The 23405-nt window shown below is 60.4% G+C and carries 19 protein-coding genes and 4 tRNA genes; 9 read left to right on the top strand and 14 right to left on the bottom strand.

The annotated features are described in order from the left end of the window. Positions 1-164 precede the first annotated feature (164 nt). The 5 genes from GWQ27_RS21890 to plsY form a co-directional block, all read right to left on the bottom strand. Positions 165-240, bottom strand: a tRNA-Asn gene (locus GWQ27_RS21890). An 8-nt stretch (positions 241-248) separates the two neighbouring features. Beyond that, positions 249-324, bottom strand: a tRNA-Phe gene (locus tag GWQ27_RS21885). A 10-nt stretch (positions 325-334) separates the two neighbouring features. Then, positions 335-410, bottom strand: a tRNA-Thr gene (locus GWQ27_RS21880). 50 nt (positions 411-460) lie between these two features. After that, positions 461-536 (bottom strand) — tRNA-Phe (locus GWQ27_RS21875). A gap of 47 nt (positions 537-583) precedes the next feature. Next, a complete protein-coding gene (gene plsY / locus GWQ27_RS21870) occupies positions 584-1246 on the bottom strand; it encodes a glycerol-3-phosphate 1-O-acyltransferase PlsY (protein WP_275908313.1) in 663 nt (220 codons plus the stop codon). 169 nt (positions 1247-1415) lie between these two features. Here plsY and folB point away from each other — a divergent pair, with 169 nt between their 5' ends. The 3 genes from folB (at position 1416) to GWQ27_RS21855 (ending at position 2962) form a co-directional block, all read left to right on the top strand. Continuing rightward, complete coding sequence (gene folB / locus GWQ27_RS21865) at positions 1416-1787, top strand: dihydroneopterin aldolase (RefSeq protein WP_275908312.1); 372 nt, start codon at positions 1416-1418, stop codon at positions 1785-1787. A 52-nt stretch (positions 1788-1839) separates the two neighbouring features. After that, positions 1840-2349: a 2-amino-4-hydroxy-6-hydroxymethyldihydropteridine diphosphokinase gene (gene folK, locus GWQ27_RS21860; protein WP_059113475.1), complete on the top strand. Its 510-nt coding sequence runs from the start codon at positions 1840-1842 to the stop codon at positions 2347-2349. Between the two features lie 124 nt (positions 2350-2473). Continuing rightward, positions 2474-2962, top strand: coding sequence for a YbaK/EbsC family protein (locus GWQ27_RS21855; protein ID WP_169046892.1), 489 nt, complete (start codon positions 2474-2476; stop codon positions 2960-2962). Positions 2963-2983: 21 nt separating this feature from the next. Here GWQ27_RS21855 and mdtD read toward each other — a convergent pair whose 3' ends face one another. The 4 genes from mdtD to GWQ27_RS21835 form a co-directional block, all read right to left on the bottom strand. Continuing rightward, positions 2984-4372, bottom strand: a complete 1389-nt coding sequence (gene mdtD / locus GWQ27_RS21850; RefSeq protein WP_021139016.1) for a multidrug transporter subunit MdtD — start codon at positions 4370-4372, stop codon at positions 2984-2986. Positions 4373-4433: 61 nt separating this feature from the next. Continuing rightward, a complete protein-coding gene (locus GWQ27_RS21845) occupies positions 4434-5561 on the bottom strand; it encodes a GTP-binding protein (RefSeq protein ID WP_275908311.1) in 1128 nt (375 codons plus the stop codon). Positions 5562-5632: 71 nt separating this feature from the next. Next, positions 5633-7027: a D-arabinono-1,4-lactone oxidase gene (locus GWQ27_RS21840; RefSeq protein ID WP_275908310.1), complete on the bottom strand. Its 1395-nt coding sequence runs from the start codon at positions 7025-7027 to the stop codon at positions 5633-5635. A gap of 117 nt (positions 7028-7144) precedes the next feature. Further along, positions 7145-7762 (bottom strand): LysE family transporter, encoded by a 618-nt coding sequence (locus GWQ27_RS21835; RefSeq protein WP_005314128.1) that lies wholly within the window; start codon positions 7760-7762, stop codon positions 7145-7147. A 77-nt stretch (positions 7763-7839) separates the two neighbouring features. Between GWQ27_RS21835 and GWQ27_RS21830 the strand changes: the two genes are divergently transcribed. Further along, a complete protein-coding gene (locus tag GWQ27_RS21830; RefSeq protein WP_265433269.1) occupies positions 7840-8751 on the top strand; it encodes a LysR substrate-binding domain-containing protein in 912 nt (303 codons plus the stop codon). Between the two features lie 71 nt (positions 8752-8822). On the opposite strand, the gene GWQ27_RS21825 is transcribed toward GWQ27_RS21830, so the two are convergent. Beyond that, positions 8823-9746, bottom strand: a complete 924-nt coding sequence (locus GWQ27_RS21825) for a LysR family transcriptional regulator (RefSeq protein WP_275908309.1) — start codon at positions 9744-9746, stop codon at positions 8823-8825. Between the two features lie 176 nt (positions 9747-9922). On the opposite strand from GWQ27_RS21825, the gene GWQ27_RS21820 reads away from it, so the two are divergent. Then, positions 9923-10672, top strand: a complete 750-nt coding sequence (locus GWQ27_RS21820) for a 3-oxoacyl-ACP reductase family protein (RefSeq protein ID WP_275908308.1) — start codon at positions 9923-9925, stop codon at positions 10670-10672. Between the two features lie 257 nt (positions 10673-10929). On the opposite strand, the gene GWQ27_RS21815 is transcribed toward GWQ27_RS21820, so the two are convergent. From GWQ27_RS21815 to GWQ27_RS21805, 3 genes are all read right to left on the bottom strand, one after another. Next, entirely contained in the window at positions 10930-12513 is a 1584-nt protein-coding gene (locus tag GWQ27_RS21815; RefSeq protein WP_275908307.1) for an EAL domain-containing protein, read from the bottom strand. A gap of 334 nt (positions 12514-12847) precedes the next feature. Beyond that, positions 12848-15445 (bottom strand): bifunctional aconitate hydratase 2/2-methylisocitrate dehydratase, encoded by a 2598-nt coding sequence (gene acnB, locus GWQ27_RS21810; RefSeq protein WP_265420993.1) that lies wholly within the window; start codon positions 15443-15445, stop codon positions 12848-12850. Between the two features lie 228 nt (positions 15446-15673). Further along, positions 15674-17932 (bottom strand): patatin-like phospholipase family protein, encoded by a 2259-nt coding sequence (locus tag GWQ27_RS21805; RefSeq protein ID WP_275908306.1) that lies wholly within the window; start codon positions 17930-17932, stop codon positions 15674-15676. A 258-nt stretch (positions 17933-18190) separates the two neighbouring features. Between GWQ27_RS21805 and GWQ27_RS21800 the strand changes: the two genes are divergently transcribed. The 3 genes from GWQ27_RS21800 to GWQ27_RS21790 all read left to right on the top strand — a co-directional run bounded on the left by GWQ27_RS21800 (position 18191) and on the right by GWQ27_RS21790 (position 22229). Further along, on the top strand, positions 18191-20101 hold the full coding sequence (locus GWQ27_RS21800; RefSeq protein WP_059169246.1) for a methyl-accepting chemotaxis protein: 1911 nt from the start codon (positions 18191-18193) through the stop codon (positions 20099-20101). A 163-nt stretch (positions 20102-20264) separates the two neighbouring features. After that, positions 20265-21911, top strand: a complete 1647-nt coding sequence (locus tag GWQ27_RS21795; protein ID WP_099994483.1) for a methyl-accepting chemotaxis protein — start codon at positions 20265-20267, stop codon at positions 21909-21911. A gap of 135 nt (positions 21912-22046) precedes the next feature. Continuing rightward, the gene (locus tag GWQ27_RS21790; protein WP_005314145.1) at positions 22047-22229 is read left to right on the top strand and encodes a hypothetical protein; all 183 of its coding nucleotides are present in this window, start codon (positions 22047-22049) and stop codon (positions 22227-22229) included. On the opposite strand, the gene GWQ27_RS21785 is transcribed toward GWQ27_RS21790, so the two are convergent. Continuing rightward, complete coding sequence (locus GWQ27_RS21785; protein WP_275908305.1) at positions 22226-23182, bottom strand: sensor domain-containing diguanylate cyclase; 957 nt, start codon at positions 23180-23182, stop codon at positions 22226-22228. The genes GWQ27_RS21790 and GWQ27_RS21785 overlap by 4 nt on opposite strands. On the opposite strand from GWQ27_RS21785, the gene GWQ27_RS21780 reads away from it, so the two are divergent. Then, the coding region (locus GWQ27_RS21780; protein WP_275908314.1) for a hypothetical protein at positions 23173-23405 on the top strand (233 nt) is incomplete at its 3' end. The genes GWQ27_RS21785 and GWQ27_RS21780 overlap by 10 nt on opposite strands.

Here is a 23405-nt window from a genome sequence, read left to right as displayed (position 1 = left end):
CTGCTCGACCAGTGCCAGTTTAAAAGTCAGCGAGTAATCGCGCTGTGTCCGTTTCACACCTTGTCCCATCGGGCTCTCCGTTTATGTGGGGGAAAGGTGTAAACCATATTCAGGACGGGACACAGGCAAAGAAAAAGCCCAGCATTTCTGCTGGGCTTTTGTGTTGGCTCCTCCTGCTGGACTTGAACCAGCGACATACGGATTAACAGTCCGCCGTTCTACCGACTGAACTAAGGAGGAATTGTACTTGGTGCCCAGAGACGGAATCGAACCGCCGACACGGGGATTTTCAATCCCCTGCTCTACCGACTGAGCTATCTGGGCAATATATAAATGGTGCCGGCTACCGGAATCGAACTGGTGACCTACTGATTACAAGTCAGTTGCTCTGCCTACTGAGCTAAGCCGGCACACTTAAACCACTGTGCATGAACTAATTTTTACTTCATGGCACCAAATTTGGTGCCCAGAGACGGAATCGAACCGCCGACACGGGGATTTTCAATCCCCTGCTCTACCGACTGAGCTATCTGGGCGTGGGCGCTATTAAACGGATTTTAAGGCAGGTGGTCAACGGGAAATTTCACTTTTTGTCTCGTTCGTCTCTTTTTTGCGCAACATCATCCATTTCCCCTACTTCTTCCTGTCGGCGCTGTGCCTGGCGGCCCCAGACTCTGGGTTCTTCCCCTTTCAACAGGCGGGCTATGTTCTCGTGATGGCGGATGAGGATGAGGCAGGAGAGCAGGGAAACCGGCAGTGTGTATTCCGGCTTGATCAGATAGGTAAAGAGTGGGCTCAGCAACACGGTAATGATGGAGGCCAGCGAGGAGTAGCCGCTCACCAGCAATACCAGCAGCCAGGTGCCGATCACGGCTCCCCCCATGGTGAAGCCAATGGGCATCATGGTGCCGAGTGCCGTCGCCACCCCCTTGCCACCCCGAAAGTGGAAGAAGATGGGGTACATGTGACCCAGACAGGCAGCAACCCCGATAAAGCCGAGGTAGACGGGCTTGATTTGCAGATACCAGGCAAGATAGACAGGCGCCGTGCCCTTGAGCACATCGAGCAGCAACACCACAAGGGCAGCCACACGGCCACCGAGGCGCAACACATTGGTCGCTCCCGGATTATGGGAGCCGTGATCCCGTGGATCCGGCAGACCCGTGACGCGGGAAACCAGCACGGCACTGGACAGCGAGCCGCCCAGGTAGGCCAGAATAATCATCAAAATCGTCAGGGCCGTCATCTTGGTCGTTTTTACCACGATATGAATGGGGTATGATGCGGGCCACATTCTCTGGCTCGGGGTTGCCCAAAGGCGTGTCGCCCAAACCGACCGCGCGGCAAACTGCTTGCCGAGCCTGCATCCCTGCGCTGTCATCACAGCCCATCAAGAGTAAAGAAGAAGTACTGTCATGGACAAGGTGTTTATTCGCGGACTCGAGGTTTTGACCACCATCGGTGTATATGAGTGGGAGAAGGGCATTCGCCAGAAGCTCTGTTTCGACCTCGAAATGGGGTTTGACAACCGTCCCGCCGCTGCAACCGACGATATCAATCTGGCACTGGATTACGCCACCCTCTCTCGCAAGATCTGTGATCACGCCTCCAGCAAGGTGGTGGAGCTGGTCGAAACCATGGCCGAGCAGGTCGCCATGCTGGTACTGGCCGACGAGCGGGTGCAATGGGTCAAGGTCACCCTGACCAAACCGGGTGCTGTCCCCAATGCGGCTGGCGTCGGGGTAGAGATACTGCGCCATCGCACTCCGGCTGCGAGCACCTGCTGATGACCAGCATCTATATCAGCCCGGGCGCCAACCAGATAACAGGGAGCACTGCATGACCCGTATCTACATCAGCCTGGGTTCCAATATCGAGCGGGAGCACCATATCCGCGCCGGTCTCGATGCCCTGCATGCCGAATTTGGCGAGCTCACCGTATCCCGGGTATTCGAGAGCGAGGCGGTTGGCTTTGCCGGTCGCCCCTTCTACAACCTGGTAGTCGGCGCCGACACAGATCTGCCGCTGGCGACCCTGTGCCAACGGCTGCGTGCCATGGAGTTTGCCCACGGCCGCGAGCCGGATGCCAAGAAGTTTGCTCCGCGCACCCTGGATCTGGATCTGCTGCTGTATGGCGATCTGGTCTGCGATGTACCGGTCGCGCTACCCCGTGGCGAGATCCTCACCAATGCCTTTGTCCTCTGGCCGCTGGCCGAGCTGGCACCGAGCCTGCGCCACCCGGTTGATGGCCGCACGCTGGACGAACTGTGGCAAGGTTACGACAAGGCATCCCAGCGACTCAGCCCCATTCCCTTTCACTGGGAAGCGCGCGAGCTGCAGCATCACTGAATCAACAAGGGCACCCTAGGGTGCCCTTGTTGCATCTTGCAAGGCGGCTTATCCGCCATAAGAAAGTGTGATTGGGCCCGACCCCCCATGGCTGGCAGGATAGGGCTCGCCACAGGAGACCCCCATGCCGCTCGATACCATTCATGACTTCAACTGCCAGCTACTGGCCCCATTGCCTCACCAGCGCTATCAGCACGAACCCATCCTCGACTACGCCACCGATGAAAGAGTCAGGGCCAGCTTTGGCTGGCTGGCGGTGTTCAGCAAGACGCTGTTTCTCAAATTCAAGGATGGCCGCTTCGCCCTGCTGCTGACCCATCAAGGGGGGCGACTCGACAACAAGGCGGTCAAGGCCGCGCTCGGTGCCAAGCCGTCTATCTGCACCGCCGAGGAGATGCAGGCAGAGATTGGCTGCCTGCCGGGAGCCGTTTGCCCCTTCCTGCCGAGGGCTGACATTCCCCTGCTGGTGGACTCGGCCCTGCTGGCCCACGATGCCTTCACCTGGACGCCGGGCCACCCGGAGCAGACCTTTATCCTGGCGACCGAGCATCTGCCCCGAGTACTGGCCCAGTTACCCTGCCAGGTCAGCTATCTCACCACGATTCAAGCCTGATTGCTGACGACAGCGACCTGATCACGCCTTGTCGCTTGCCAGTTGGGCAAAGATGAGCGCCGCCAGCATGGACATGAGACCGATGCACAGATAGGTGAGGTGGAAACCGGCCAGCCACTGCCCACCCGAGGCTGACGAACCGGCGGAGAAGAGCCCCAGCAGGCTGGCGGCGATGGCGACCCCCAAGCTCATGGAGAGCTGCATCACCACAGACAGCAGTCCATTGCCGCTGCTGGCGTGCTCCGGACTCAAATCCTGCAGGGTCAGGGTATTCATGGCGGAAAACTGCAATGAGTTGATGGCGCCAAACACCATCAGCCAGCCCAGCAGCACCCCATAGGGAAGCTGGTTATCGATGAGGGCAAAACTGGCGATCATGGCACCCAGCGCCAGTGTGTTGCCGATCAGGATGCGGCGATAACCGATGCGTGGAATCAGCTTGTTCACCAGCGTCTTGGTCAGCATGGCGCCGAGCACAGTGGGGATCATGGTCATCCCCGCCTTGCTCGGCGAGAACCCCAGCCCCAGTTGCAGAAAGAGCGGCGTGAGGAAGGGCATGGCGCCACTGCCGAGGCGGGCAAACAGGTTGCCCCAGACACCGATGGCGAAGGTGGATGTCTTGAACAGCGCCAGACTGAACAGCGGTTGCTCGGCATTGGCGGCATAGAGCCAGTAGCTCGCCATGGCGGCCAGACCGGACAGCAACGCAAACAGCGCCCAACCGGTGGAGATGCTGTGCTCACCCAACCCCTGCAAACCCACCGACACCAGCACCATGCCGGCGCTGAACAGCACGAAGCCCTGCCAGTCGAATTTGGCCGTGCCTTGACGCAGGTCGGGCATGAAGTGCCAGCTGGCGATAAAGCCGAGTATCCCCACCGGCAGGTTGATGAGAAACACCCAGTGCCAGCTCGCCACTTCCACCAGCCAGCCACCCAGCGCAGGGCCTATCAGCGGCCCCACCAGCCCTGGGATGGTGACAAACGACATCACCCGCAGCAGCTCATGTTTGCTGTAGACCCTCAGCACGGCGAGGCGCCCTACCGGCATCAGCAGGGCGCCGCCTATGCCCTGCAACACCCGTGCGGCCACCAGCATGGGCAGCGTATTGGCGGCGGCGCAGGCCAGAGACCCCAGGGTAAACAGCAGGATAGCCGCCAGATAGATACGGCGAGTACCGAACCTGTCAGCCAACCAGCCAGAGGCGGGAATGAGCAACGCCACCGTCAGCATGTAGGCGATGATCACCGACTGCATCTGCAGCGGGCTCTCCCCCAGGGTTTCGGCCATGCTGGGCAGGGCCGTATTGAGGATGGTGCCATCCAGGGTCTGCATGAAGAAGCCGACCGCCGCCAGCGGCGGCAGCCACTTGCGTTGGGCAGGCGTAACCATGTGTGTGCTATCGGGCATGAGCAGCCACCTCCTCTTCAGATAAAAAAAGACCCGCACGAAAGCGGGTCATCTCAGCCTGTCAGGCATCCGGCTGGCCGAGCATGGCTCTGAGCTGCTCTTCCAGACTGGGCTCGGGGGCCTTGAGCGTATCCAGGAACAACCGCTCTATCCCCGCCTTGTCCTGACTTTTCACGATAAACACCAGCCGGGACTGGGCCTTGCCCTCCGGCCAATCTCCCAATGCCTGCAGCGGATAGAGCTGGCCGTGGACGCCGTGGATCACCACGGGCTGGCTCTCTCCCTCCAGCTGCAAGATCCCCTTGAGCCGCAGCAGGGCATCGCCATATTGGACCTGCACCGCATCGATGGCGGCCAGCAGGCGGGATGGCTTGAGCGGCTCACCGATGCGCAGGGAGAAGCTCTCTATGTTGCCGTGCTCGAAGTGGGTCGGCGCGGCCGTGCCCACCTTGGCGGCGAACGGCTTCATCTTCGGCTGCATCGGCGAGGCCAGCCCCTGCTTGGGGGATTCGGTGCGCAGCCAGGCCAGCAGCTGGCGCACGTCGCGCCCCGCCGCTTCGTTGTAGGCACCCAGCTTCTCCAGCACCGCAGGCGACAGCTCGCCGTTGGTGACCCGCTCGATGGGGGCCGCCGGGTTGAGGGCGGCCAGCTGGGCCTCGACGCGCTCCAGCTGATCGCCATCCACCAGATCCCCCTTGCTCACCACCAGCAGATCCGCCAGCGCCACCTGTTTCACCGCTTCATACTGAGCCGCCAGCTGCTGTTCGATATGGCCAGCATCCACCACTGTCACTGTGCCATCGAAGCGGTAGCGCTGGGCGATAAAGCCCTCTTCGCGCAGGGTAAAAAGCACGGGCGCCGGATCGGCCAGACCGGTTGTTTCTATGATGAGCCTTTTGAACGGCTTGATCTTGCGCTGGATGGCGCGCATGAAGAGCCCCTGCAGCGCTTCCACCAGGGAACCCTGCACCGAGCAGCAGATGCAGCCGGAGTCGAGCAGCACCACCTGCTCGTCCACCTGCTGCACCAGATGGTGATCCAGCCCCACAGAGCCGAACTCATTGATGAGCACGGCGCACTCACCGAGTTCCGGCTGCTTGACCCAGTAGTTGAGCAATGTGGTCTTGCCGCTGCCGAGAAAACCGGTCAGCAGAGTCACGGGGATCCGGGTGTCTTGCATATCTATCATATCGATGACTCCACTTGGGTCGGCAGGGTGATGAGCACGCGGGTATCTTGCATATGGGTCATTTTCAATCCTTACCGGTTGGCAAACAGGTCGCTGAGCCAGCGGTTCTCGAAGCGGCCATGGGGATCGAGCTCGCCCTTGAGGGCCAGGAAGTCGTTCCAGCGCGGCAGCAGGGCCGGGAAGTCGTAGAGATCCATCGCCAGATGCTTACCGAAGTGGGGAATGCCACCGAGGGGCACCAGCAGTTGCTGCAGCTCTCGCATCTGCTCCATGGAGCCGTTGACGAAGGTGCCGTCCGCCGCCAGATAGACCAGGAAACCGACCCAGCAGACCGATTTATCGTAGGCGGCGCTGAGCCAGGCCTCGGAGGGACCGGTACAACGCAGGATAAAGGGGTAGTGCAATACGCCCGGGTTGGCCTGCTGCCACGCTTGCAGGGTCTCCAGCGCCTCATTCATGCGGTGCAGCGGCACCGCCACCTCACAGTTGATCTGGGGTGCGGGTATCCCCTTGCAGAGGATCTGGTAGACGTTGCCCACCAGATCGGAGGCGTCCTTGAAGCGGCGCACCGTCTCGAAGTGCTCCCCCGCCAACGCCTCATCCTTGGTGTCTTTCGCCATTTTCTGCAGGGTGGCATCTATGGTGGCATTCATGCGGGCATCGATGTCGCCCTCCAGCAGCAGCGGCTCGCTGCCGGCGGCGCGGTAACGGGCCACCTCTTCCTCGGAAGCGGGATCCACCAGCCAGATGTGGCTCTCGCCGGTCCAGGCGAACCACCAGCTCTTCACGAAACCGTGCTCGCGATTGAGCCGCTCGTTGTGCTCCAGCAGGAAGGGATAGTCGGTGGTGAACTTGGTGCAGCGCATGATGCGGTTAGGCACGGTGCGAAGGCGCACGTCGAGCAATATGCCGAGCATGCCCATCCCCATCACGAAGGCACCGAAGCGCGGATCGGTGCGATCGACCAGGATGATATCGCCATTGGCCAGCATCACAGTCATCGCCTCCACGGCATCGCACAGGGCGGACTGGTGCAGCCCCTGGCCGTGGGTGCCTGTGCTGAGCGCGCCACCCAGTGTCTGGATGCCGATGACGCCCGGGGATGCCGGCAGCATCCGTTCCATGGCGATGAGTTCGGCGTAGATGGTATCGAGCGGCGTGCCCGCCTGATAGGTGACGGTATCGGCGGTTTTCGCCAGCTGGCCGCGAAGGTAGTACAAGTCCACCAGCAGCGCCTGACTGCCCTCGGCATAGACGCTGTGAATAGGTTCGAAGGAGAGGCCTGAGCCGATCAGTCGCAGCTTGCGCTCCGGGTATTCACGCAGCAGCGCCTGCAGCTCATCGCGGTTCTTCGGGCGCCACACCTGATCCAGGGCGCCGAGGGGGTTGGTCCTGGACCAGTTGAACAGCACCTCCCGATTGTTGATCGCCTTGATGCTGTGAAATGCCTGGAACTTGACCGTCATACCGCGCCTCATCTGACTTCTAAATGAGCGGCAATTCTACCGAAAAGTGGACCACAAGGCATGAAAAACAAGCCCCTACAGTCGGGGGTGGATAAGGGGGATGACTCCCCCACACCCTCAGCGCGATTGCTGGGTCAGTGCCAGCAGCATGCCAAATCCCACCAGCAGGCCGCCAAACACCCGGTCGATCCAGTGGCGCACCGCCAAGAGACGGGCCCGTACCGACGCGGTGGAGAAGAAGAGTGCCACCGCACTGAACCAGACCCCGTGGGCCAGCACTATGAAGGCGCCATAGCCGAGCTGGACGCCAAGGGGCGTTTCCGGCCGCACCACCTGCATGAACAGGCTGACGATGAAGATGGTGGTCTTGGGGTTGAGCACATTTGTCAGAAACCCGGTGCGCAGTGCCCCCAGGCTGGAGAGGGTTGGCTGGCTGGCCATCTCCTCATGGGTCACAGGCCTGGCGCGCAACATCTTGATGCCGAGGAAGATGAGGTAGGCGGCCCCTGCCAGCTTGATGAGGTTGAACAACCAGAGCGACTGCTGGATCAGCAGGCCGACCCCCAGCAGGGTATAGGTCACATGGACACAGACCCCGGCCGCTATGCCGAGCGCCGTCAGCACGCCGGTGCGACGGGAGAGCAGCAGGCTGTTGCGCGACACCATGGCAAAATCGGGCCCAGGGCTGATGACGGCAAAGAAGGTAATGGCCACTACGGCTAACAGTTCAGTCATGAAAAAGAATCCTGATGCTGAGAGATATCGGCTATTTTATTTGGCATCCACACCAATAACGAACGATAACTTCTGACATGAATGGTGATAAAAACTCACAGAAAGGCCTCTCCCTTCCCTCCCTGACGGCACTGCGCTGTTTCGAGGTAGCGGCCCGTACCGAAAACTTCAGCCGCGCCGCCGATGAGCTACATCTCACCCATGGCGCCATCAGCCGGGCAGTACGCCTGCTGGAGGAGGATCTGGGGATCGGGCTGTTCGAGCGTCGCCAGCGCCGGGTCTTTCTGACCGAGGCGGGCAGCAGGCTCCATGAGGCCGTCAGGGAAGGGCTGGGCAGGATCCGGGAGACGGCGCAGGCGCTACGCCAGCAGAGCCAGCCCCAGTCGCTGGTCATCTCCTGCGAGCCCACCCTGCTGATGCGCTGGCTGATCCCGCGCTGGCCCGCCTTTCAAGCCCTGCACCCCGAGCTGGACGTGCATCTGATGGCGGGCGGTGGCGCCCTCAGCTTTGGCAACGGCATAGACCTCGCCATTCGGCGCAACGACTTCCACTGGCCTGATGACCTTTACAGCCAGCTGCTGTTTGAGGAGCAGACCGGGCCAGTCTGTCAGCCGGGCAAGGTCGCGCAGTTTTTCGAGCCACAAGGGGAACTGCAGGCGCTGCGCCCCTCTGCGCCCCGCCTGCACACCAAGACCCGCCCCGCCGCCTGGCAAAGCTGGCAGGAACAGGCCGGACAGAGTGCAAGCGACGAGGCGCCGACCCAGACCTTCGAACACTTCTACTTCAGCCTGCAGGCCGCCGTGGCGGGCCTTGGCGTCGCCATCGGCCCCTACCGGCTGGTGTGCGACGATGTCGCCGCCGGCCTGCTGGCCGCCCCGCTCGGATTCATCCCGGATGACACCGGCTATCACCTGCTCGCCCCCGCGCCACCGATTCCCGGCAGCCCCCATGAGAAGCTGGCGAACTGGCTGCAATCCCTGAGCAAATAGGTCACGACACCTCGCGGGCACAGGATGCTCCCCTGGCTCGCATGTGACTGCCGGACAGTGACGACACAGACTCAGCGAGCCCGGAAACCACTGCCACTCTTTTGCGCCGCCAGCAGCAAGGCATCGACCACAACGCGCAGCTTGAGCTGCATATGCTGGCTCCTGGCCCAGATGACATTGATCGGCATCTCGCCACCAGACAAGTCTGTGAGCACAGGGGTGAACACTCCGGAGTCCAGCTGTTCGTTGACCAGCCAGGTCGGCACCTGAACCAGTCCAAGACCAGCCAGCGCCGCTGCCAACACAGCCTCACCATCCCCCATTTCATAGCGTACCGGGATATCGTAAGCCTCAGTCCGGCCTGCGCCATTTCGGAGCAACCAGCTATGGCGATGCCCAGAGCGCCAGTCGATGATGCAGTCGTGCTGTGACAGATCCTTCGGGGTCAAAGGAACCCCATGCAGTGCCAGATAGGAAGGTGCCCCACAGATGACGAGCTTCTGCTCCCCCAGGCGACGAGCAACCAGATCGGCCTGATCCTCCAGCGCCCCGATGCGCACCACCAGATCAATGTTGGCCTCAATGAGATCGACCTTGCGCTCATTGAAGGTCACCGACAGATCCAGCTGCGGATGGCTGCCAGCCAGATCCAGCAGGATCGGCAGCACATGCCGGCGGCCGAACGCAGAAGGAAGATCGATACGAACGCGACCCGACGGACTCTGCTTTTCCGATGCAAAACTGCTCTCTGTCTCCTCCAAAACTCTGATCGCCTGGAGACAACTGGCCAGATATGCCTCTCCCTCCAGGGTCAGGCTCACTCGACGGGTTGTTCTGTGCAGCAACTTGACCCCCAGTCGCGCTTCCAGCCGCACTATGCTCTTGCTCAACGCCGACCCGGTCAGCCCCAGCACCAATGCCGCCGTGGTGAAACTGCCCGACTGCGCCACTGCAACAAAGTGCCTGACACCCAGAAAGGGGTCTTGTATTGCCATGGATTCAGTCCCTGAAGGAAATAGAGATTGGAATAATAGCCACTTAATCAATTTCAAGGAATCAATCACACTGTTTACAGGCTCATTCAACGCCGCATCTTGCACGTAATGGATTGGATGACCTTGAGTTCCCAACTCGCTCAGACATGACTTCATGACCAGACAGGAGAGACCAGATGTTGACCGTTAAATCCCTCAGTGGCCAAGTTGCCTTCGTACAAGGTGGTTCACGCGGCATTGGTGCCGCCATTGTAAAACGCCTCGCCCGCGATGGTGCCGCCGTTGCCTTCACTTATGTCTCCTCGGCCAGCAAGGCAGAAGAAATTGTCGCGACCATCACGGCTGCAGGTGGCAAGGCGCTGGCCATCCGTGCCGACAGTGCAGATGCCATCGCCGTACAGCACGCCATCCGCCAAACCGTCACTACCTTTGGTCGACTGGACATCCTGGTCAACAACGCCGGGGTGTTGGTATGGGGCGACATTGAAGAGCTGACCCTGGACGATCTCGATCGCACCCTGGCCGTCAACATTCGCAGCGTGTTCGTGGCCTGCCAGGAAGCAGCACATCACATGGGCAAGGGGGGGCGCATCATCAATATCGGCAGCACCAACGCTGACCGCATCCCCATGGCGGGGGGTTCCGTCTACGCCATGAGCAAATCGGCCCTGGTCGGCTTGACCAAAGGCATGGCACGGGATTTGGGCCCTAAGGGCATCACGGTGAACAACGTGCAGCCAGGCCCGGTCGATACCGATATGAACCCGGCTGACGGGGAATCGGCGGCGCAGCTCAAGGGGATGATGGCGCTGGCCCGTTACGGCAAGGATGAGGAGATCGCCAGCTTCGTCGCCTATCTGGCAGGGCCCGAAGCGGGATACATAACCGGCGCCAGCCTGACCATAGACGGTGGTTTCTCCGCCTGACCAGGTGGATGAGCCTCCCAGTAGCCATAAGTAGTCTCTGCACTGGTCCGGGAGCCGATTGCTGAGCCGAAGACCCCCCCTTTGATTCAAAGGGGGGGTCTGCTTTTGAGCAATACTGCTGCGCGAGTCTACTCGTGGAGAAAAAACCTGTTCCGCCCTTCTGGTATCGTCACTCAAAACGCCCATTCCCTGCCTGGGCAACATGAATCCGGTACTCTGTTGTTCTAAAGAATAGGGATTACAACCGTATGAGCCGCTCAGCCCAGATGAGGATCCGCCAGCTCGGGCAAGCTGCTGGCCAAGGCCTCTCCCTGTGGCAAATCGTCACAGAAGCGCTTGAGCGGCATGGGGCGACCAAACAGGTAGCCTTGCAGGTAGTCGACTCCCTTGGCTCTCAGATAGGCGGCCTGCAATTCGCTCTCGACCCCTTCTGCTATCAGTAACAAGCCGAGTCTGGCGCCCAGGTCGATGACATTCGCCACTATGTGCTCGGAGAGTGACTCTGTACCGATACGCCCGATAAAGGATTGGTCGATCTTCAGATAATCCACGTGGAACTGCTGCAGATAGAAGAGGCTGGAGTGACCCGTTCCGAAGTCATCGATGGCCAGCTTGACCCCCATCTGATCCAGTTGCCGGAACAGGGAGAGGGTATTCGGATCCACCACCAGCAGCTCACGTTCGGTCAGCTCCAGCACCAGCACTATCTTGCCGGGGGCAAACTGCGCCAGAAAAGTGCGGCACTCCTGCAGCAAAGCCAGGTCGCGACAGTGGGCCGCGCTGATATTGAAACTGATGTGAAAGCCATCGGGCAGGCGTACCTGCTCCCGGCTCAACACCTGGGCCACCTTCTTCATGATCAGGGTCGTCATGGGTACTATCAGCCCGGACTCCTCCGCCTGGGGAATAAAGAGGTCGGGACGGATAAGACCTGAATTGGGATGCTGCCAGCGCATCAGCACTTCCACCCCCATCAACCTGGTGTCACTCGTGGTAACCAGAGGTTGCAGATAGGGTTCGAACTCCTTGGCCCGCAACGCTCTGCGCAACTCGCCGACCGGGGAACCCGGGCGGCCCAGCAGCCACCATACCAGCAGTGCAAACGCTAACGAGAGACCGCATAGCAGAGAGAGGATCAGAGATTTGTGATCCCACAGCGAATGCCAGTAAGCCAGGGTCACGTAACCGGCATGAATGGAGAAGGGGTAGTGCGGTGAAGTCAGCTCGGTTCTGGCCAGAGCATGCAGGTCGGGGGCCTTGTCCAGATAGTGGCCTGCTTCATCAAACCAGGTGCTGCCCACCCGCATGAAGAGATTGCCGGCGTGATGGCTCAGGGTCAGCATGACGCTCAGGTATTCCCCATCGATGGCGCTCAAGGCCGCATGCCCTTCCTGCTCACTGCGCACTATCAGCAAGGGATGATTGACCCGCACCTGATTGCCACGCATCAGCAGCAACTTGCGCGCTATATAGGGGCTGGCATCATCGACCTCACGCACGGAGCCAAACAGGGAGGTGCAGTACAGCATCCCCTCCTTGATCAGATTGACCGAGCGAACAAAAGGCACCAGTGCGACCTGCTCACGCAGCTGAAAATCTATCTCGTCACAAGGCGCGCCCACCAGCGGCAGCACCTGACGATTGGCCCGCTCGGCGTGATCCAGCATGTTTTCCATGAGCGTCATCGCCTTGTGGGCGGCGGCGGCGGAACCGAATTCCAGCTCCTGCATGTAGTTTTTGTGTGTTGCCCATCCTCCCACCAGCAGCGGCAGGATGAACACCATGAAAGCGCAGCAGAGCCGAAGCCAGCGGCGGGAGAGATCGATATAAAAAAAATGCATAACCGATTCATCCAAAGAAACGGCCCGCCAGCCCGAATCAGGTGAGCATCAGGCAAACGGCAATGTGGTTATGACGACAAGCCCCACCAGTCTGCGCTGACCGGGCCTTCCCCCTGCTTTCCCGCAGTGACTGTCGCGGGGATCCCCCTCTCTTCTTTCTGGCAATGCAGGACAAAAGGAGGGGTGCAGCTTACCTCAGCTTGCCATCCGAACCACTTATCCTGAATAAATATTTGTGTCTGTATGCATCGTATTCAGCCCTGTTACCCAATAAAAAAAGAGCCCCGGCACTGCCGGGGCTCTGTTGCATCAGATGACGGCGAATGCCGGAATCTTATACCGCTTGTTGCAGGATCACCGCATCGGCCTTCTTGGTGTAGGAGGCGATCTCGTTGAAGTTGAGGTAGCGATAGGTATCGGCCGCAGTGGCATCCAGGGTCTTGGCGTACTGCAGATACTCGGCAACGGTCGGGATCTTGCCAAGGATGGCGGCAACGGCAGCCAGCTCAGCAGAGGCTAGGTAGACGTTGGCACCCTTGCCCAGACGGTTCGGGAAGTTACGGGTGGAGGTAGAGACCACAGAAGCCCCTTCCGCCACACGCGCCTGGTTGCCCATGCACAGGGAACAACCCGGGATCTCGATGCGAGCACCGACGCGACCGAAAATGCCGTAGTAGCCCTCTTCGGTCAGCTGATCCTTGTCCATCTTGGTGGGCGGTGCGATCCACATGCGAGTCGGCAGTTCGCCCTGATACTTCTCGAGCAATTTACCGGCGGCACGGAAGTGGCCGATGTTGGTCATGCAGGAACCGATGAAGACTTCATCGATCTTGCTGCCAGCCACGTCGCTCAGCAAACGGGCATCGTCCGGATCGTTCGGCGCACACAGGATGGGCTCCTTGATGGTGGCCAGATCGATCTCGATGATTTCGGCGTACTCGGCATCCTTGTCCGCTTCCATCAACACAGGGTTAGCCAGCCACTCCTCCATCCCCCGGATACGGCGGGTGATGGTGCGCGGGTCGCCGTAACCTTCGGACAACATCCATTTCAGCATGACGATGTTGGACTTGAGGTACTCGGTGATCGGCGCCTGATCCAGCTTGATGGTGCAACCGGCGGCGGAACGCTCGGCGCTGGCGTCAGCCAGCTCGAACGCCTGCTCCACCTTCAGAGTCGGCAGACCTTCGATCTCGAGGATACGGCCGGAGAAGATGTTCTTCTTGCCCGCTTTCTCGACAGTCAGCAGCCCTTTCTGGATGGCGGCATAAGGGATGGCATGAACCAGGTCACGCAAGGTGATGCCCGGTTGCAACTCGCCCTTGAAGCGCACCAGCACGGATTCCGGCATGTCCAGCGGCATCACGCCGGTCGCGGCGGCAAAGGCCACCAGACCGGAGCCCGCCGGGAAGGAGATACCGATGGGGAAACGGGTATGGGAGTCACCACCGGTACCGACGGTATCCGGCAGCAACATGCGGTTCAACCAGGAGTGGATGACGCCGTCACCCGGACGTAGAGAGACACCACCACGGTTCATGATGAAGTCCGGCAGAGTGTGGTGAGTCTGCACGTCGATGGGCTTGGGATAGGCTGCTGTGTGGCAGAAGGACTGCATGGTCAGATCGGCGGAGAAGCCGAGGCAGGCTAGGTCTTTGAGCTCATCGCGGGTCATGGGGCCCGTGGTGTCCTGGGAGCCTACCGTGGTCATTCTGGGCTCGCAGTAGGTGCCCGGGCGAATGCCCTGCACGCCACACGCCTTGCCCACCATCTTCTGGGCCAGGGTGTAACCCTTGCCGGTATCGGCCACAGGCACAGGACGACGGAATACGGTGGAGAACGGCAGGCCCATGGCTTCGCGGGCCTTGTCGGTCAGGCCGCGACCTATGATCAGCGGAATACGGCCACCGGCGCGCACTTCGTCGATCAGCACGTCGGTTTTCAGTCCAAACTGGGCCAGCACCTGATCGGTGCCGTGCTTGCAGATCTTGCCGGCAAACGGGTAGATGTCGATGACATCGCCCATCTCCAGCTTGGAGACATCCACTTCGATGGGCAGGGCGCCCGCATCTTCCATTGTGTTAAAGAAGATGGGGGCAATCTTGCCGCCGAGGCAGACACCGCCGGCGCGCTTGTTCGGCACGAACGGAATGTCGTCACCCATGAACCAGAGCACCGAGTTGGTGGCAGATTTGCGGGAAGAGCCGGTACCGACCACGTCGCCGACATACGCCAGCGGGAAGCCCTTCTCTTTCAGGGCATCTATGGTCTTGATGGGGCCGACGGTGCCGTCGTTGTCCGGAGTGATGCCGGGGCGGGCATTTTTCAGCATGGCCAGGGCATGGAGCGGAATATCGGGACGGGACCAGGCGTCCGGCGCAGGGGACAAGTCATCGGTGTTGGTTTCACCGGTCACCTTGAACACGGTCACAGTGATCTTCTCGGCCAGCTCGGGGCGAGAGAGGAACCACTCGGCATCGGCCCAGGATTGCATCACCTGCTTGGCGTGGGCATTGCCCGCCTTGGCCTTCTCTTCCACGTCATGGAAGGAGTCAAACATCAGCAGGGTGTGAGACAGCCCCTTGGCAGCAAGAGGGGCCAGGGTGGCATGGTCCAGCAGGTCGATCAGCGGCTGAATGTTGTAACCACCCTGCATGGTGCCCAGCAGCTCAACGGCTTGTGCGGCGGTCAGGATGGGAGAGTGGGCTTCGCCCTTGGCGATGGCGGTGAGGAAACCGGCTTTGACATAAGCCGCTTCATCAACACCTGGTGGAATTCGGGAGGATAACAGCTCTTTCAGAAAGTCTTCTTCGCCAGCGGGCGGGTTCTTGATCAGTTCAACCAGGGCGGCGACCTGCTCTGCATCCAGAGGTTTGGCAACCACGCCCTCGGCGGCACGTTCTGCGACGTGTTTACGGTATGTTTCAAGCACGACTAATTCCTCTTTGGTCTTTTTTTGGGGTTCGCCCAGGCTCGCGGCGATCGTCCTTGCGGGACACCCGTAGGGTGCCCCTCACTATATAAGTTTTAACGAGTAATTAAAATCCAAACCCTGTACAGATATTCAACAAGCCAGGCTAACCAATTAAACTTGCTCACATTTTGTCACCACATAAAAGCCAGGCAAGAAATAAGTTAACAAAAAGGCATCATTTGGCCGTTATTCGAATGTGGTGCCCAATTGCAGATAGAACATGTTGTTGCCCCCCTCCGCCATGCCATAACCGAGGAAGATGGGACCGAGGAAGCTCTCTATCCCCACGTAGACGGATCCTCCGGTGAAGGAGCTCTCGATACTGATGTCTTCCCCCTTGTCCCACACCCCTCCTTGCTCGAGGGAGCCCCCCAGATAGAGCGGCGCCCGCAGCGCACCAAAGTCGTTGTCGACCACCCGATAGATGTAGCGCAGCCCGCCAAACAGACTGTAGCGACCGCTCAGCTGGTAGCGCTGGAAACCTGACATACGGAACAGCCCCCCCAGATCCTGCACCAACAGTGGCACCTCTTCCTGGGAGGTGGAGCCGCCCCCTTCCAGTATCAGGTTCAGGCTGTGTCTGTCCCAGGACCAGGGCTTGATCATAGAGAGGTGATAATTGACCCCCTCATTTCGCTCGTTTTCTTCATTCTCATTGTGATAATCCAGCCGGACATGGGAATAACCCCCCTTGATGTCCCAGAAAACCCCTTCATAGGGGAAGTAGCGGCTGTCGAGGGTATCGTGCTCGAAACGGACATAAGGCCCCCAGGAGATGGCATCCGAATTCACCCCATTCAAGTTCCTGACATCGATACTGCCCATCTTGCCTTCCACCCCCAGCGAGAGGCGACTCCAGGGCTGCAGATTCCAGCCCAGAGCCAGATCGGTACTGAAGAAGGAGTACTCAGTATCGAGATAGTTAAAAGACTGATCTTCCGGATCCGGGTTGAAAAGGCTTCGCAGGGTCTTGTCATAAGCAAAGCTGGCCTCGCCGTAGAAGGTCTGGGAAGGCTCCAGCGGCGAATAGAAGTCGGTCTTGAGGTGCTTGGCAGTGCCCAGGGAGGCCTCAGTCAGCCACTCGGCGCCCCACTCATTCAAGTTGGTGAGTGTGTAGGACATGCCGACGTTGTAGTTGGAGCTGCTCTCGAAGTCGTCGGAGAAGCCGAACTGGAAGTTGAGGTAGCCCGGCCCCCAGTTTTTCTCGCTGGCATCCACCACCAGCACGTTCTCTCCGTCGCGTTCTTCCACCTCATAGGTGATGCGGTCAAACGACTCCAGTGCGTAGAGGCGGCGAATGCCCGCCTCCAGGCTTTCGTTGGTCTGTATCTTGTCGGGTTTCACCTTCAACATGGCGCGCACCGTCTCGTCGGAAAGGCGTGACTTGTTGAGGATCTCCACCTTGTCGATGTAATAGGCGGGCTGACCGCTGCGCTCGGCACGGCGGCTCAGCTTCTGGTTGCGATAGACGGCGTACTCCCTGGGCGAGAGGGAGAGCGCATCGAGCTGGGTAGCGGCACGGTTGGCCACCGCCTCCCCCTGCTTGATCCCTTCCGGCATCAGGGAAAAGTCGGCGATGCCCATGTTGCCAAATTCAGGGGTCAGCAGAATATCTTGCGGCCCCAGCAGCGCCTTCTGCTTGTCGGTACCGACCTGGGTCATGTAGGTGGTGAGCTGATCTATCATGGCGAGGCCGGACTTGAGGGATTCCCGGGTGCGCAACCTGGCACCTATATCCACGGCTATCACAACGTCGGCTCCCATCCCCTTGGCTACGTCCACCGGCATGTTGTTGACAGTACCGCCGTCGGCCAGGATATGTCCCTCCCACTCCACTGGCTTGAGGGCTCCGGGAATGGACATGGATGCCTGCATCGCCTTGGCAAGGCTGCCCCCCTCCAGTACGAAGGGCGTCACAGTCTCCATGTCGGTTGCCACGGCACGATAGGGGATGGGCAGGTCGTCGAAGCTCTTCTGGGCCGGCAGGTTGGACGTGGCGTGGCGCAGCAGGCTGGCCATGGACTGGCCCTGGAAGAATCCATCCGGGAACTGGACAGCGTCACCGTTGACACCGATATCGGTGCGCAGCTGATACTTCTCGCTCTGCTGCTTCTTGCGCAGGGATAGCTCGTCCCGACCGACCTTGTCCTGATATCCCTTGTTCCAGTCGATGGCCAGGGTGGTGCGCTCCACCTCCTCGGCGCTGAGCCCCATGGCGTACATGCCCGCCACGTAGGAGCCCATGCTGGTGCCCACTATGATATCCACCGGAATGCGCTTCTCCTCCAGCACCTTGAGGATGCCGATATGAGCCGACCCCTTGGCACCGCCACCGCTCAGCACCAGGGCAATCCTGGGCCGTTCGGACTGGGCCGCCGCCATGAGTGGCAAGCCTGCCAGCAAAATCAGAAACAGGTGGGTCCATCCCCGACGAAAGATGCGCATATGATTTTCCATTGAATCCAGTGCGAGCCAAGTAAGCAGTGACGCTTACTATAAAGTGCGAAAATCTAACCGCAACAGCCACGACAGCAATATAGGGCCGCGATGGAGGCGCTGTTCGCTGATAAACCGGAGCTGTACCAGCACGCCCCTGTGAGCGCAAACGCAATCCATCAATAAAACCGGTCAGCCCCTCAAGGGCATCACCACACTGCCGTTAATATGTGCTCAATCCCGTCTCCACACTTCTGAGTCACTCCCATGCTTGCACGCCTGACACTCAAACAGAAAATTCTGGCCACCGTCACCCTGGCCGTGGTGCTCTCCTGCCTGCTGGTGGGTTACTTCAGCCAGCGCTCGGCGCAACAACTGATCGAAACCCGCATGTTCGAGCAGGAGCTGCCCAACCTGACCCAGCGTATCGGCAAGGAGATCGAGAAAGATCTGACTTCGGTCGCCAATGCCGCCAGACAGCTGGCCAACGACCGCTTCGTGCTGGACTGGGTCGCCCGCGGCATGCCCAGGGAGCAGGAGTCCATCCTCATCGATCAGCTCAAGGACATGACGGCCCAGTATGGTTTGGTGACCGCCTCTTTCGCCGATCGGCAGAGCGCGGCCTACTACAACCAGGATGGCTTCCTGCGCAACCTGACCCCGGAGCAGGACGCCTGGTTCTACGGCTATACCAAGAGCCCGCAAGACCTGATGCTCAGCATCTTTCGCGAGACCAATGGCGAGGTGAAGCTGTTCGTCAACTTCCAGCAGCTCAACGGCCGCGGTCTGGCGGGGCTCGCCAAGTCCCTCGACAGCATGGTCAGCATGCTCGCCAACTTCCGGATCGGTGACAGCGGCTTCGTGTTCATGACAGATGGCAGCGGCAAGGTGAAGCTGCACCCGGATGCCGCCCGCATCGATCGGGACAACCTGACCCAACTGGCCAGCGGCACCACAACCAACCTTCTGACCAAGCAAGCGTTCGCCGCCACCCAGGCCGAGGTCGATGGCCAGGCTGTGATACTGGCCACCAGCTACATCCCCATGCTCGACTGGTATTTGGTGGCCCAGGTGCCGGAAGCCGAGATCTATGCCGAGCTGGACAAGGCGCGACTGCACATTGTGCTGGTGAGCCTGGCCATCGCCGCCGGCATGGGCTTGCTCGGCATGCTGCTGGCCGGTTCCGTCAGCCGCCCGCTCAACGAGCTGGCCCGCCTGTTCCGTGAACTGGGCAGTGGCGATGGCGATCTCACCCAGCGCCTCAAGGTAGAAGGCCACGACGAGCTGACCCAGGTTGCCACCGGCTTCAACAACTTCGTGGCCAAGATCCACGGCTCCATCGAGCAGGTCGCCAGCAACTCCCGCCAACTGGCCGCTACCGCCAACGAGGTGGCCAGCAAGGCGCAGCTGACCCAGCACAACTGTACCGCCCAGCGCGACCGTACCGTCCAGGTGGCGACCGCCATTCACGAGATGGGGGCGACGGTAGGCGAGATCGCCGGCAACGCCTCCCTGGCGGCGGACGTCGCCAGGCAGGCCAACGAGCAGGCCGATGCGGGTGCTGTCGTCGTCGCCCAGGCCCGCCACGGCATCGTCGGCCTCTCCAGCGAGATTGAGCAGGTCGCCGGTGTCATTGAATCCCTGGCCAACCAGACCGACTCCATTGGCAGCATTCTCGACACCATCCGCAGCATCTCAGAGCAGACCAATCTGCTGGCACTGAACGCAGCCATCGAGGCGGCACGGGCCGGTGAACAGGGCCGGGGCTTTGCCGTGGTAGCCGACGAGGTACGCAATCTGGCGAGCCGCTCCGCCGCCTCTACCGCCGAGATCCAGGGCATGATCAACCGGCTGCAGGAGCAAAGCGCCCGCGCAGTCAGTGCCATGGCCCAGGGCCGCAGCCAGAGTCTGGAAGTGGTGGCTCAGGCTGACGAAGCCAATGCCGCCCTTGGCCATATCACGGCCCACATCACCCAGATCAGTGACATGAACATCCAGGTCGCCACCGCTACCGAGGAGCAATCCAGCGTGGTGGGCGAGATCAATCGCAACGTGGAAGACATCAACCAGCTCACCATGGAGACGGCCGACATAGCCCACCAACTGACCGAGTCGAGCCGCAGCCTGCAACAACTCTCAGGCGAGCTGGACAAGCTGGTCGGCAACTTCCGCCTGTAAGCGGCGTCGGGAGTCACACCTAAAAAGGAGCGCCATGGCGCTCCTTTTTTATGCGGCTTGCGGCCCATTCCCCGTGCCTTTGCCCGGGAGGCGGCCAATTCATATCTATACTGGCAACAACCCTCATCGACCACATCATGGCCAGCCATGAAGGAGCACTCCCTTGCTAGAAGGTAAACTGACGCTCAAATTGCAGCTGATCCTGGCTGTCACAGTGCCCTGTCTTGCCCTCTTGCTCGTGGGTGGCGCCAGCCTGCGAAGTATGGGCTCCATCCAGCAGCAATCCACCGAACTCTACCAGAACACGGCCACCCCCATGCGCGCCATGGCGGAAGTGGTATCACGCATCCCCCGCATGCGGGTGGGGATCGACATGATGCTGCTGCAAGATACCTCCCTCAAAGATGAACGGGGCGTACTCAGTCGGGTCAAGGATGCCCGTGACGAGGACATTCCCGAGATGCGTCAGGCCATGCAGCAGGCGGTAACCGCCCAGACGGATCCGGCGGCCAGAGCAGATGCGCAAAAATTGCTGAGCCAGTTTGAAGGAATGGAGAGCAACGAGCTGAACCCCATGCTGCAGGCGCTGGAAAAAGGGGACATGGAAGCGGCGAGAGGCATCTATCGGGATCGCTATACGGTCACCTATGGCACCATGCGCAAGGATGCCAACACCCTGCTCGATGGCCTGATCCAGCAAGCACAGCAGCGTCATCAGCGCGGTGAGCAGAGCTATGCCAGTGGACGAATGCAGATGATCACCATCATCAGCGGCGCCATCCTCATCTCGCTGCTGGTCTCGGTGCTCATCCTGATCAACCTCAAGCGTCGGGTCGGCTTCCTGCAACAGTACATCGGCTATGCCGCCGAGCATCTGGCGCTGGACTCCCGCGCCAAGCTCACTGGCAACGACGAGCTGGCGGAGATCACTGAGAGCTTCAATCACTTCGTCAGCAAGATCCACAGCGCCATCGAGCAGGTCGCCAGAAACTCCCACCAGCTCGCTGCCACCGCCGACGAAGTGGCCAGCAAGGCGCAACTGACCCAGCAAAACTGTACCGCCCAGCGTGACCGCACAGTGCAAGTGGCCACCGCCATCCACGAGATGGGCGCAACCGTGAGCGAGATAGCAGGCAACGCCTCCCAAGCCGCCGAGGTGGCCAGGCAGGCCAACGACCAGGCTGAAGCGGGCGCTGGCGTGGTGGCCCAGGCCCGCCACGGCATAGTCGGTCTCTCCGACGAGATTGCACAGGTGGCGGGCGTGATAGAGTCGCTGGCGACGCAGACCGACTCCATCGGCAGCATCCTGGAGACCATTCGCAGCATCTCGGAGCAAACCAACCTGCTGGCCCTCAACGCCGCCATCGAGGCGGCCCGCGCCGGTGAACAGGGCCGCGGCTTCGCCGTGGTGGCCGACGAGGTGCGCAACCTCGCCAACCGTTCCGCCGCCTCCACCGCCGAAATTCAGGGCATGATCAACCGGCTGCAAGATCAGAGTGCCCGTGCTGTCAGCGCCATGACTCAGGGCCGCAGCCAGAGCCTGGCGGTAGTGACCCAGGCCGACGAGGCCAATGGCGCACTCGGTCAGATCACCGCTTACATCACCCAGATCAACGACATGAACATCCAGGTCGCCACCGCCACCGAAGAGCAGTCGAGCGTGGTCGGCGAGCTCAATCGCAACGTGGAGGACATCAACCAGCTCACTATGGAAACTGCCGACATAGCCCACCAATTGACCGACGCCAGCCGCAGCCTGCAACAACTCTCCGGCGAGCTCGACAAGCTGGTGGGTAATTTCCGGCTGTAACCCCTTCTTCCCCTCACACGAGGAGCGCCGCGGCGCTCCTCGTCATATCAGCGGCAAGCCATGACGCACACCCGCAAACTCGCCTCCGCCCCAGCCTGGAAATGCCCCATAATCAGGGAAATAACAGGAGGTATCATGAGCAAGCTGGTGGTGACTATGTTGCTGGGGAGTCTGCTCTGCGCCTGCAGCAGCGGGCCAGTGCGGGTGCACGGTGCCGATGTCAGCGTGGACGATACCCGGATCCGGGTCAGTGATGGCAGCAATGGGGGCAATGGAACCTTCTGCCCTCCAGGTCAGGCCAAAAAAGGGCGCTGCTAGCGCCCTTTTTTACAATCGTACATCTGCTTGTCCGCCTGTTGCAGCAGCAGGTCCAGCGCCGGTGGCGAGAGCGCATCATAGTGCCCCACCCCGACCGAGCAGCTCAGCCGATAGGGTTTGCCGCTCTCCCGATTGAACCCGGCTAGGGCCTCATCGAGCCGTGCCAACACCCGTGGCACCTCTGCCGGCCCAGTACCCGGCAGCAATACCGCAAATTCGTCCCCGCCCAGCCGGGCAAAGATGTCTGCATCACGAAATACGCCACACATGAGGCTCGCCATCTGTCGCAGGGCATCGTCACCGACGTCGTGCCCCAGCCGATCGTTGATCTCCTTGAACCGGTTGAGGTCGAGAAACAGCAGGGTCGCAGCTCTCCCCTGACGATGGGCGAGTTGCAGGCATTTGTGTGCCAGCAGCATGAAACCGCGCCGGTTGGTGATGCCGGTCAACTCATCCATGGTGGCCAGCTGGATCGCCGCCAGTTCGCGCTCCACCATGCCGGCCAGGTCCGTCAGCAAGTCCCGCTGACGCTCATCCAGCAGGCGCGGCTTGCGATCTATGATGCACAGGGTCCCTAACTTGTACCCCTCCCCAATCTGCAACGGGCTGCCCGCATAGAAACGTATGTGGGGATCCCCGGATACCAGCGGATTGTCGGCGAAGCGCAGATCCCGGGTCGCATCCTCCACCACGAAGAGGTCATCGCCGAGAATGGCATGACCACAGAAGGAGATGTCCCGCGGCGTCTCCAGCACAGGCAAACCACAGCAGGATTTGAACCACTGCCGATCCTCATCCACCAGCGACACCAGCGAGATGGGCACATCGAACATGTTGCGGGCCATGCGGGTGATCCGGTCGAATCTTTCTTCGGCAGAGGTATCCAGAATGGCCATGCGGCGCAGCGCATCGAGGCGCAGGCGTTCGTTGTCAGGTGTGGCCGGTGTTTGCATCGCAGGATCCATCGCGTGAAGTAACAGCCTTCAGCATAGCAATCGGCCCCGAACAAATCTCTTTATTCATCAAAAACAAAAAAGCCGCTCCTGAGAGTAATGCCAGTCAGTTAAGCCTGACTGGCATTGTTTTTATTGGCTTTTTTTACACTGTATTTCTGTGGCCTTGGCTTCACGCAGCGGGGGTAGCTTCGTTCCCTTCGTGCCGGCAGCACAAACTGCC

The organism is Aeromonas sp. 5HA1, from assembly GCF_029237245.1.
In the GTDB taxonomy this organism is placed as follows: domain Bacteria; phylum Pseudomonadota; class Gammaproteobacteria; order Enterobacterales; family Aeromonadaceae; genus Aeromonas; species Aeromonas salmonicida.
This window is presented reverse-complemented; position numbering and strand designations above follow the sequence as displayed.

Bases quoted from the DNA above. Each gene is read 5' to 3' on its own strand.
- plsY (WP_275908313.1), bottom strand. From the start codon at position 1,246: ATGACGGCCCTGACGATTTTGATGATTATTCTGGCCTACCTGGGCGGC.
- folB (WP_275908312.1), top strand. From the start codon at position 1,416: ATGGACAAGGTGTTTATTCGCGGACTCGAGGTTTTGACCACCATCGGT.
- folK (WP_059113475.1), top strand. From the start codon at position 1,840: ATGACCCGTATCTACATCAGCCTGGGTTCCAATATCGAGCGGGAGCAC.
- GWQ27_RS21855 (WP_169046892.1), top strand. From the start codon at position 2,474: ATGCCGCTCGATACCATTCATGACTTCAACTGCCAGCTACTGGCCCCA.
- mdtD (WP_021139016.1), bottom strand. From the start codon at position 4,372: ATGCCCGATAGCACACACATGGTTACGCCTGCCCAACGCAAGTGGCTG.
- GWQ27_RS21845 (WP_275908311.1), bottom strand. From the start codon at position 5,561: ATGATAGATATGCAAGACACCCGGATCCCCGTGACTCTGCTGACCGGT.
- GWQ27_RS21840 (WP_275908310.1), bottom strand. From the start codon at position 7,027: ATGACGGTCAAGTTCCAGGCATTTCACAGCATCAAGGCGATCAACAAT.
- GWQ27_RS21835 (WP_005314128.1), bottom strand. From the start codon at position 7,762: ATGACTGAACTGTTAGCCGTAGTGGCCATTACCTTCTTTGCCGTCATC.
- GWQ27_RS21830 (WP_265433269.1), top strand. From the start codon at position 7,840: ATGAATGGTGATAAAAACTCACAGAAAGGCCTCTCCCTTCCCTCCCTG.
- GWQ27_RS21825 (WP_275908309.1), bottom strand. From the start codon at position 9,746: ATGGCAATACAAGACCCCTTTCTGGGTGTCAGGCACTTTGTTGCAGTG.
- GWQ27_RS21820 (WP_275908308.1), top strand. From the start codon at position 9,923: ATGTTGACCGTTAAATCCCTCAGTGGCCAAGTTGCCTTCGTACAAGGT.
- GWQ27_RS21815 (WP_275908307.1), bottom strand. From the start codon at position 12,513: ATGCATTTTTTTTATATCGATCTCTCCCGCCGCTGGCTTCGGCTCTGC.
- GWQ27_RS21805 (WP_275908306.1), bottom strand. From the start codon at position 17,932: ATGCGCATCTTTCGTCGGGGATGGACCCACCTGTTTCTGATTTTGCTG.
- GWQ27_RS21800 (WP_059169246.1), top strand. From the start codon at position 18,191: ATGCTTGCACGCCTGACACTCAAACAGAAAATTCTGGCCACCGTCACC.
- GWQ27_RS21790 (WP_005314145.1), top strand. From the start codon at position 22,047: ATGAGCAAGCTGGTGGTGACTATGTTGCTGGGGAGTCTGCTCTGCGCC.
- GWQ27_RS21785 (WP_275908305.1), bottom strand. From the start codon at position 23,182: ATGCAAACACCGGCCACACCTGACAACGAACGCCTGCGCCTCGATGCG.